This is a genomic window from Algibacter sp. (assembly GCF_049667265.1).
Lineage (GTDB): Bacteria > Bacteroidota > Bacteroidia > Flavobacteriales > Flavobacteriaceae > Algibacter_B.
This window is the reverse complement of the sequence record NZ_JBATHX010000347.1, coordinates 1-9,657: the sequence shown is the minus strand read 5'-3', so window position 1 is coordinate 9,657 and position 9,657 is coordinate 1. Positions and strand designations below refer to the sequence as shown.

General features: G+C 33.8%; 10 protein-coding genes. 5 read left to right on the top strand and 5 right to left on the bottom strand.

The window, feature by feature from the left end; translation table 11 throughout:
- The 3 genes from WBN21_RS12175 to WBN21_RS12165 form a co-directional block, all read left to right on the top strand.
- A partial coding sequence (locus WBN21_RS12175; protein ID WP_424200655.1) for a saccharopine dehydrogenase C-terminal domain-containing protein occupies positions 1 to 828 on the top strand: 828 nt, incomplete at its 5' end.
- A gap of 249 nt (positions 829 to 1,077) precedes the next feature.
- The gene (locus WBN21_RS12170) at positions 1,078 to 1,548 is read left to right on the top strand and encodes an Lrp/AsnC family transcriptional regulator (RefSeq protein ID WP_424200653.1); all 471 of its coding nucleotides are present in this window, start codon (positions 1,078 to 1,080) and stop codon (positions 1,546 to 1,548) included.
- A gap of 85 nt (positions 1,549 to 1,633) precedes the next feature.
- On the top strand, positions 1,634 to 2,200 hold the full coding sequence (locus tag WBN21_RS12165; protein WP_424200651.1) for a DUF3575 domain-containing protein: 567 nt from the start codon (positions 1,634 to 1,636) through the stop codon (positions 2,198 to 2,200).
- A gap of 77 nt (positions 2,201 to 2,277) precedes the next feature.
- Here the strand turns inward: WBN21_RS12165 and WBN21_RS12160 are convergent, their stop codons facing one another.
- Positions 2,278 to 3,819 carry a glycine--tRNA ligase gene (locus WBN21_RS12160; protein ID WP_424200649.1) on the bottom strand — a complete coding sequence of 514 codons (1,542 nt, stop codon included), beginning with the start codon at positions 3,817 to 3,819 and terminating at the stop codon, positions 2,278 to 2,280.
- 152 nt (positions 3,820 to 3,971) lie between these two features.
- On the opposite strand from WBN21_RS12160, the gene WBN21_RS12155 reads away from it, so the two are divergent.
- Positions 3,972 to 4,577: a ComF family protein gene (locus WBN21_RS12155; protein WP_424200647.1), complete on the top strand. Its 606-nt coding sequence runs from the start codon at positions 3,972 to 3,974 to the stop codon at positions 4,575 to 4,577.
- A gap of 194 nt (positions 4,578 to 4,771) precedes the next feature.
- Complete coding sequence (locus tag WBN21_RS12150; protein ID WP_424200645.1) at positions 4,772 to 6,379, top strand: Ig-like domain-containing protein; 1,608 nt, start codon at positions 4,772 to 4,774, stop codon at positions 6,377 to 6,379.
- Here the strand turns inward: WBN21_RS12150 and WBN21_RS12145 are convergent.
- From WBN21_RS12145 to WBN21_RS12130, 4 genes are all read right to left on the bottom strand, one after another.
- Entirely contained in the window at positions 6,372 to 7,151 is a 780-nt protein-coding gene (locus WBN21_RS12145) for an amidohydrolase (RefSeq protein WP_424200643.1), read from the bottom strand. The two genes, WBN21_RS12150 and WBN21_RS12145, sit on opposite strands and share 8 nt — an antisense overlap.
- Before the next feature lie 68 nt (positions 7,152 to 7,219).
- A complete protein-coding gene (locus WBN21_RS12140; protein ID WP_424200641.1) occupies positions 7,220 to 7,753 on the bottom strand; it encodes a hypothetical protein in 534 nt (177 codons plus the stop codon).
- A gap of 57 nt (positions 7,754 to 7,810) precedes the next feature.
- Entirely contained in the window at positions 7,811 to 8,953 is a 1,143-nt protein-coding gene (locus WBN21_RS12135; RefSeq protein WP_424200639.1) for a methionine aminotransferase, read from the bottom strand.
- Positions 8,954 to 8,982: 29 nt separating this feature from the next.
- A partial coding sequence (locus WBN21_RS12130; RefSeq protein WP_424200637.1) for a LytR/AlgR family response regulator transcription factor occupies positions 8,983 to 9,657 on the bottom strand: 675 nt, incomplete at its 5' end.

Sequence of the window (9,657 nt, the reverse complement as noted above, 5' to 3'; positions counted from 1 at the left end):
AACGTTGTGGTTGCCGGGCAAGGTGGCGCCGCAAAATTCCTTCAAGAAGGATCCTATAAATACATTCCGTATCACCGTTTATTCAGACGCACCGAATTTTTAGAAATCGATAATTTTGGACGTTTTGAAGTCTATGCCAACAGAGATTCATTAAAATATCAGAGTGTTTATGGTTTAGAAAAAATTAAAACCTTATACCGCGGCACCATGCGACGCGTAGGCTTTAGTCGTGCTTGGAATATTTTTGTAACCCTAGGTATGACGGACGATAGCTACACCCTTGACGATAGTGAAAATATGAGTTATCGCGATTTTGTAAATGCCTTTTTACCCTACAGCCCATCAGATTCGGTGGAACTCAAATTAAGACACCAACTAAAAATTGACCAAGACGATGTGGTTTGGGACAAACTTGTAGAACTGGATATTTTCAACCCAAATAAAGCAGTTAACCTTAAAAAAGCCACACCAGCCGAAATACTACAAAAAATATTAATGGATAGCTGGACACTAGCCAAAACCGACAAGGACATGATAGTAATGTACCACAAATTCGGTTACGAATTGGATGGAAAACAACACCAAATCGATGCCAGCATGGTGGTTCTTGGCGAAGACCAAACCTATACCGCCATGGCTAAAACCGTTGGCCTACCTGTTGCTATGGCCACACTAGCTATATTAAACGGTAAAATAAAAACCCCTGGCGTGCAAATCCCTATCACCAAAGAAGTTTACCAACCTATCCTTAAAGAATTAGAAAATTACGGCATACATTTTCAAGAAAAAGAAGTGCCTTATTTAGGCTATAATCCTTTAAATAATTAATATTTGGGCGCCTGCCTACCGGCAGGCAGGTTACCACAAGGGGTTGGGGTTTTCTTTACAAGTCCTCGCTCCCCAATAAAAATTGCGCAGCTGTGGGCTTTCCTATGTAATCCCTAACGCAATTTATAGTTTCAATTTAAAATCAAATACTTACTTTTATGTTTTAGTTTGAAATCAAAAATCAAAAAGAAAGATTCCCTTCGCTGTCTTCCGAGAGGCAGGTTAAAGGGAATGACAAAAATGTTTTCAATGAAACAAAAAAACAAAACCATAACCATTGACGGTATCGATAAAAAAATACTTCGAGCGCTAACCACAGATGCCAGAACACCTATTTTAGAAATTGCTAGAAACGTTGGGATTTCTGGAGCAGCCATCCATCAACGATTACGTAAATTGGAAAAATCGAAACTTTTATCTGGGTCAAAATTTATTATCAATCATGAAATTTTAGGCTATACAACCTTAGCTTTTGTTGGTATTTATCTTGATAAAGCAGCAAATACTGATGATGTTGTTAGAGCCTTAAAACGTATCCCAGAAGTTTTAGAGTGCCACTACACCACAGGTAACTACAGCCTATTTATTAAACTTTTGAGTAAGGATAACGCGCATTTAATGCGTTTACTTCATGAAAAAATTCAAACTATAACAGGTGTACAACGCACAGAATCACTCATTTCATTAGACCAACAGATTGATAGGCAAGTGCATATATAATTTATGAATAGATAAAATTAAAAACATCAAGCAATCGGTACAATTATTGACTAATATTGCTAAAAAAAATTTCAAACTAAACCTTATGAAAAAAGCTTACCTCGTATTTCTTATAACTGTTTTATTCTCAGCAACTATGTTTTCTCAAGAAACTTTAGAAAACAAGAGCAACTTAGAAAATTTTAATGAATTAAAAATAAACATGACCAACCTCATTATCTTTAAATGGTTTGATGTGGGTTATGAGCGAACCATAAATGAAGAGTCCGCATTTGGTGTTGGTTTACTTACCCGAATTGGTTCAGACGAGGATGATAATGATGGTTTAGACGAGTACCGAACATTTTCTATTACGCCTTATTACAGACACTTTTTTTCTCAAAAATATGCACAAGGCTTTTTTGTTGAAGGTTTTGCTATGGTGCATTCTGGGGAAGATGAGTTTTATAGTTACGACTCCATAACGCAAACCGAAAGTTACAGAGGTGAGAAATATACTGATTTGGCTATTGGTGTTTCTGCAGGCGCTAAGTTTGTAACAAAACGAGGCTTTATTGCAGAAATATACTTAGGTATTGGTAGAGATATGCTTGACCAAAGCGATATTGAAATTGTTGGCCGTGGTGGTATAGCTTTAGGCTATCGATTTTAAAAAACATGATTTATAAAAAAATCCCAAGCATGGCTTGGGATTTTTTTGTTATTGAGATTCCTGCTTTCGCAGGAATTTTACATCTTCATCAACCAAGAGCGAACATCGACTTCTTGCTTAATAATATTTCGTAAGTCTTCAATTTTAACGCGTTCCTGCTCCATAGAATCTCTATGACGTATGGTAACTGTGTTATCCTCTTTTGTGTCATGATCAACAGTTATACAGAAAGGTGTTCCGTTAGCATCTTGCCTTCTGTAACGTCTTCCAACCGCATCCTTTTCATCATAATCTACATTAAAATCCCATTTTAAATCTTCAACAATTTGACGTGCTATTTCTGGCAATCCATCTTTTTTAACCAATGGTAAAATGGCTGCTTTTACAGGCGCTAAAACACTTGGCAATTTTAAAACCGTCCTTGTTGTTCCATTCTCCAATTCTTCTTCTTGTAAAGCGTTTGAGAAAACAGCTAAAAACATACGATCCAAACCAATCGATGTTTCTAAAACATACGGTGTATAACTCGCATTTTCTTCATGGTCAAAATATTGTAATTTCTTTCCTGAAAATTTTTCGTGAGCTTTTAAATCAAAATCAGTACGCGAATGAATCCCTTCTAATTCTTTAAACCCAAATGGAAATTTAAACTCGATATCGGCAGCAGCATCAGCGTAATGTGCTAATTTCTCATGGTCATGAAAACGGTAATTATCGGCTCCCATCCCTAAAGATAAATGCCACTTCATTCTATGCTCTTTCCAATACTCATACCATTCTTTTTGAGTTCCTGGTTTTATAAAAAACTGCATTTCCATTTGTTCAAACTCACGCATTCTAAAAATAAATTGTCTTGCAACAATTTCATTTCTAAAGGCTTTACCAGTTTGTGCAATTCCAAAGGGAATTTTTTGTCGACTTGTTTTCTGTACATTTAAAAAGTTTACAAAAATACCTTGAGCTGTTTCCGGACGTAAATACAAATCCAAAGCAGTTTCAGCAGACGCACCAAGTTTGGTTCCAAACATGAGGTTAAACTGCTTAACGTCTGTCCAGTTTCTACTTCCTGTTAAAGGATCTGCAATTTCTAATTCTTCAATAAGTGCTTTTACATCTGCCAAATCTTCTTTTTCTAAAGATTTTGCCATCCGTGAAAGCGTACTATTTATTTTTTCTTGATAGCCAACTACACGTCCGTTGGTGGAAACAAATTCTTCTTTATTAAAAGCATCACCAAAACGTTTTTCAGCTTTAGCAACTTCTTTGTCTATTTTCGCCTCAATTTTAGCGCAATAATCTTCTATTAAAACATCAGCTCTGTAACGCTTTTTCGAATCTTTATTATCTATTAATGGGTCGTTAAAAGCATCAACGTGCCCAGACGCTTTCCAAGTTGTAGGATGCATAAATATTGCAGCATCTATTCCAACTATGTTTTCGTTCATTTGCACCATGGCTTTCCACCAATAGTCGCGTATATTTTTCTTTAATTCTGCGCCGTTTTGTGCATAGTCATAAACTGCACTTAAACCGTCATAAATTTCACTACTTTGAAATACATATCCGTATTCCTTTGCATGTGAAATTACCTTCTTAAATTGATCATCTTGATTTGCCATGGTGCAAAAATAAAAAACCGATTAAAACAAACGTCTTTTTGTGAAAAATAATTAAGTTTACAAGACTACATTTTTAAATAATGCTGAAATCTATCGTTAATTTGTTCTTTCCGAAGGTATGCAATGCGTGCAATAACCTGTTAATTGACGGTGTGGACACCATTTGTTTAGATTGCAGACACGATTTACCAGTTACCAATTTTCATTTTGATAATAACGACAGCGTAAAAAAGGTGCTTTATGGTCGTGCCGAAGTTGAAAATGGCACAGCGCTTTTCAGATTTGAAAAAAAAGGAAATGTGCAGCGCCTTATTCATAATCTGAAATATAAGGACCACGAACAAATTGGTTTTGTACTAGGAAATTGGCTTGGAGGCGAATTAAAAACCCTTGAAGCATATAATAGTATTGATGTGGTAATCCCTGTTCCGCTTCATAAAAACAAACTTAAAAAAAGAGGTTATAACCAAGTTGCCATGTTCGGGCAACAAATAGCGAAGGCTTTAGAGGTTGATTATATAGACGATGTACTAGTGAAAATCACTAACACCAAATCGCAAACCAACAAAAACAGGATTTCTAGATGGATAAATCCCGACGAATTATTTACGCTTAAAAACATGGATGCTATTCACAATAAACACATTTTAATAGTGGACGACTTGATTACTACTGGAGCCACACTCGAAGCCTGTATTTCGGTTTTAAAACAAGCCAAAAACATAAAAATTAGCATTGCTACCATGGCAATAGCTTAAGTTTTGTTTCGTTATATTTTTTAGCCGAATTTATGTAGGTTTCTTCTGTGGAGAACCAAATTTTGCTTTAAAAAAATACAAAATTTTGTTTCACTTCAGTAATCACTTTGTTAGTCCATGATTATTTTCATTCTGTTTTTAAGAATTTCAGAACAAAAAAAATCATGTACTTTTGTTAAAAATTAAAGCTGTTAATGAAAAAGACCCTTTCAAATTTTATTATTGCCATTATTATTGGCTTAGTTTTTATAAACTGCGCGAACCGAGGAACCCCAGATGGCGGCCCAAAAGACGTAACACCGCCTAGTATTATAAAATCTGAACCAGAAAATTATTCTACCAATTTTAAGGGTGATGAAATTAGAGTTTATTTTGATGAATATATCAAAGTAAAAGACTTAAAAAAGCAGCTTATTATTTCGCCACCCATGAAAACGGCACCAGATGTTTCGCCAATGAGTGGTGCTAGCAAATACATAACCATTAAAATATACGATACGCTTCAACCCAATACTACGTATGCTTTTAATTTTGGAAATAGTATAACTGATAATAACGAAAGCAACCCCTATCCATATTACAGATATGTGCTTTCAACAGGTGATTATATTGATTCGCTTTCAGTAAAAGGAAATATTGTTGATGCCCTAAAAACCGAACCTGAAACTTTTGTAAATGTGGCGTTATATGAAGTTGATTCAACATTTACAGATTCTATTATTTATAAAGAAACACCCAAATACATTACCAACACTTTGGATAGTGTTACCACATTTTCAATTGAAAACCTGAAACCTGGAAAATACCTTTTAATGGCCTTAAAAGATGGTAATGGTGATAATAAATTTCAGCAGAAAACAGACCAAATTGGCTTTTATAAAAGTTTTATTCAAGTTCCAACAGATTCTTCATATACACTAAGGCTTTTTAAAGAGGACAGAGACTTTAGTGCAACCCGACCGCGATTAATTTCTGGTGAAAAAATTGCTTTTGGGTATGAAGGTGATTATAACGGAATGAAGATTGATATTGTATCTGAAACACCTCCTGAATTTGAATATCGCATAACGAAAGACCCAAAGACAGATACTTTAAATTACTGGTACAAACCAAGACTAGAGGAAGTAGATTCATTGAATTTTAAGGTTTCAAAAAATGATTATGAAAAGGAATTTACCGCCAGAATTAGTGAACAAAAAAGAGACTCTTTAACAATAGGAACATCACCTTCTGGCACTATTAGCTTAGATGAAGATTTTAAAATTTCAGGAACTACGCCAATAATAAAATTTGATGCATCCAAAGTTTCAATGATGGATAAAGATTCTACAGCCGTTTCTTTTACAACAGCGTTTGACTCTATAAAGAACACGTATTTACTTCAATTTGCTAAAACAGAAGACAATAATTATAAAATTAAAATACTCCCTGAAGCTTTTGAAGATTTTTTCGGAGATATTAATAAAGACACCTTAAACTTAGGATTAAAAACCAAAAAAGCATCCGATTTTGGCTATGCCCGATTCGTTTTAGTAAACGCTACTTATCCTTTAATAATTCAACTTACTGATAAAAAAGGTGAAGTTAAGGTTGAAAAATATGTGGATAAAGAAGGTGCTGTAGATTTTCTAAATCTTACATCAAGTATGTATTCTATCAGAATTATTCATGATACCAACGGCAATAAAAAATTTGATGCTGGTAATTATTTAAAAAAGATACAACCTGAAAAAGTAAGTCATTTTCAAGAAATTGAAATTAGGGCAGACTGGGGAATTCAAGAAACACTTCAATTTAAATAATACTAAACGTATCTCTATCATCTAAAAATTTAAGTTTGTTTCTATAAGCTTCAACGTGTCTTTTTTCTAAAATTACTATGAGCGATTGTTCGGTATTAGGTTTTATCGGCGTTAATTGTTCGCCAAGCACATCATAAACTGCAGAATGACCAGAATATGTACAATTAACACCATCAACGCCCACGCGGTTTAAACCAATACAATAACACATATTTTCGATAGCACGTGCTTTTAATAAAGCATCCCAGGCAGAAATTCTAGGTTTTGGCCAATTTGCCACATATAATAAAACATCATAATCTTCCGTATTCCTTGCCCAAACTGGAAAACGCAAATCATAACAAACTAAAGGGCAAATTTTCCAGCCTTTAAAATCTAATATAAGCTTTTTTGAACCCGCTGAGTAAACCTTATCCTCACCAACTAAAGTGAATGTATGGCGCTTATCATAATGTGTTACAACACCCGATGGCTCTACAAATACCAATCGATTATAAAACGCATTATTTTCTGAAACAACCAAGCTTCCAACCAAAGCGGCATTCGTTTTTAAAGCTAATTGCTTCATCCATGAAACGGTTTCACCATCCATTTTTTCAGCTACTTTGTTAGCATTCATGGTAAATCCAGAGGTAAACATTTCTGGCAGTACAATAATATCTACTTGCTCAGAAATATTATCAATTTTCTTTGTGAAGTTCGTACGATTTTGTTCTGGGTTTTCCCAAACTAAATCAGATTGTAAAAGCGTTATTTTAAGTTCATTTTGCATTTAAAAATCTATTTATTTGCTGAACATTAAAATAACGCTTTTTGATGGTATTTCAAAAGAGAAAAATACTATAATTTATTCTTCGCCTTTTCCGAGGCCTCTTTATACTTATCGATTTTCTTTAACCACTTTTCTTCATCAACAGGTGAAAGTTTCCCTTTCTTTTTAAGTTTGTCGTATTTCTTAACGGCATCCTCCTGTTTTTTAACAGATTTATCATAATTAGATTGGGCCTTTTCAATTTTCTTTAAATCTTTTTCAGCCTGTTTTTGCTTCTTTTCAGCCTTTTTCTGTTCTTTTTCTGCTTTTTTCTGTTCTTTTTCCGCCTTTTCTTGCTCTTTTTCCGCCTTTTGTTGTTCTTTTTCAGCTTTCGCTATTTGTTTTTGAGCATCTTCTTCCTCTTTAATTTCGTCCATTTTTTTATCGAAAGCATCTAAAATATCCTCTTTTTCGGCTTCATCTAAGCTATTAGTCACATCTTCACCTGCCTTAAAAATTTTGTCTTTCTTAATTTCGTAAGACACGCCATTAAAAGTAACCTCTTGTGCATTAACTAGAAAACCAAATCCTAGAAAAAGCATTACTACTAAAAATTTCATCATTTTATTTTTTTAAATATTAATTCTATTTATTAGACTCAAATATATTCAAAAAGTAACTTAAATTTTCAATAAAATTTCTGCTGCTTTTTTTAAAGTATCATCTTTCTTTGCAAAACAAAAACGAAGCACTTTATTATCAAGATTATTTTCATTGAAAACGGATAAAGGAATTGACGCCAATCCAAATTCTTTAGTCAGCCTTTTTGCATAATCAACGTCATATTCTTGTGTGATTTTTGAATAATTCAACACCTGAAAATAAGTGCCTTTTGAAGGTGTAAAAGTAAATCGAGAATCTTTAATAAGGCTCAAAAATAAATCTCTTTTTCTCTGATAAAATGATGCCAATTCCAAGTAATGTTTTGGTTCTTGCATGTAATCTGCAATGCCTTTTTGTGTTGGATGGTGAACGCAAAAAATACTAAATTGGTGCACTTGCAAAAACAATTCCATAAGTTCTTTTGGTGCGCAACAATAGCCAATTCGCCAACCGGTGTTATGGAAGGTTTTGCAAAATGAAGCTACCACAAAACTTCGTGCTTTTAAATCTGGAAACAAACAGGCGCTTTGGTGTTTTTCATCATCATATATCATATGTTCATAAACCTCATCACTCAACACAATAATGTTGGTGTTTTTAGTAATACGCTCTAATTCCGACATATCTTCTTTTGAAAAGATCATGCCACTCGGATTATGAGGCGTATTGATAATAATCATTTTTGTTTGACTATTAATTTTTTCTTTGACAGCCTTCCAATCGACGCTAAAATCTGGCGCTTTCAATTGTAATGGAATCACTTTACCGCCATTTAGTTTGATTCCAGGTTCATAGCTATCATACGCAGGTTTGAAAATAATAACTTCATCATTTGGTTTTATAAATGCGGAAATTATTGTTGAAATAGCTTGAGTTGCTCCTGCAGTAATAGTAATTTCATTTTCTGGATGATAGGATGTATTATATAAAGCTTCCATTTTTTTAGCGATGGCTTCCCGCAATTCAAAATTGCCAGCCATTGGTGCATATTGATTGTATCCGGAATTCATTGCTTTACAAACCAAATCGATTAGCTTTTGGTCGCTACCAAAATCGGGAAATCCTTGCGATAAATTAATGGCGTTGTGCTTATTTGCCAATCCGCTCATCACAGAAAAAATAGTGGTTCCTACTTCAGGAAGTTTTGAAATGTGCTGCATTAAGTAAAGATACTAATACCAAATAAATTTTACACGCCTAATTTTTTAAGCAATTCTTGTTTATAGGTTCTTCCTATTGGAATTTTGTTGTCTTTTATAAACAATACATTTCCCGATATTTTACTAACGAATAAAATATTAATAATAAAGGATTTATGCACTTGGATAAAACGATTTTTAGGAAGTTTTGCATTCCAATTTTTCAAGGAATCAATATAGGATAGCCTTTGGTTTTGGGTAACCACCGTAATATAATTCCTTTCGGATTCGATGTATAATATTTTGTTTAATACAATTTTATGAAGCGTTTTGTCGACGTTTAAAAAAATGGTTTCTGAATGGTTTTCGGATTCATTTTCAGGGATTTTATGTCGTTCTTTCACCTTATTAATGGCCTTCAAAAATCTATCGAATGAAAACGGTTTCACCAGATAATCCACAATGGTATCTAATTCGAAACTCTGCACAGCATATTCAGAATATGCGGTTGTCATAATAATTGCGGGTGGGTTTTTAATGGTTTTTATAAAATCGAGCCCAGACATATCTGGTAAATTAATATCTAAAAAAACCATATCAACCGTTTCAGAATTTAAAAACTTATTGGCTTCAATGGCGGCTTTAAACGTATCAACCAATTCCAAACTAGGAATTTTGGCAATAAAATTTTTGAGGATTTTTTGCGCAGGAATTTCGTCTTCAAT

Coding starts and splice junctions, on each gene's coding strand:
- WBN21_RS12170 (WP_424200653.1), top strand. CDS start 1,078: ATGAAACAAAAAAACAAAACCATAACCATTGACGGTATCGATAAAAAA.
- WBN21_RS12165 (WP_424200651.1), top strand. CDS start 1,634: ATGAAAAAAGCTTACCTCGTATTTCTTATAACTGTTTTATTCTCAGCA.
- WBN21_RS12160 (WP_424200649.1), bottom strand. CDS start 3,819: ATGGCAAATCAAGATGATCAATTTAAGAAGGTAATTTCACATGCAAAG.
- WBN21_RS12150 (WP_424200645.1), top strand. CDS start 4,772: ATGAAAAAGACCCTTTCAAATTTTATTATTGCCATTATTATTGGCTTA.
- WBN21_RS12145 (WP_424200643.1), bottom strand. CDS start 7,151: ATGCAAAATGAACTTAAAATAACGCTTTTACAATCTGATTTAGTTTGG.
- WBN21_RS12140 (WP_424200641.1), bottom strand. CDS start 7,753: ATGATGAAATTTTTAGTAGTAATGCTTTTTCTAGGATTTGGTTTTCTA.
- WBN21_RS12135 (WP_424200639.1), bottom strand. CDS start 8,953: ATGCAGCACATTTCAAAACTTCCTGAAGTAGGAACCACTATTTTTTCT.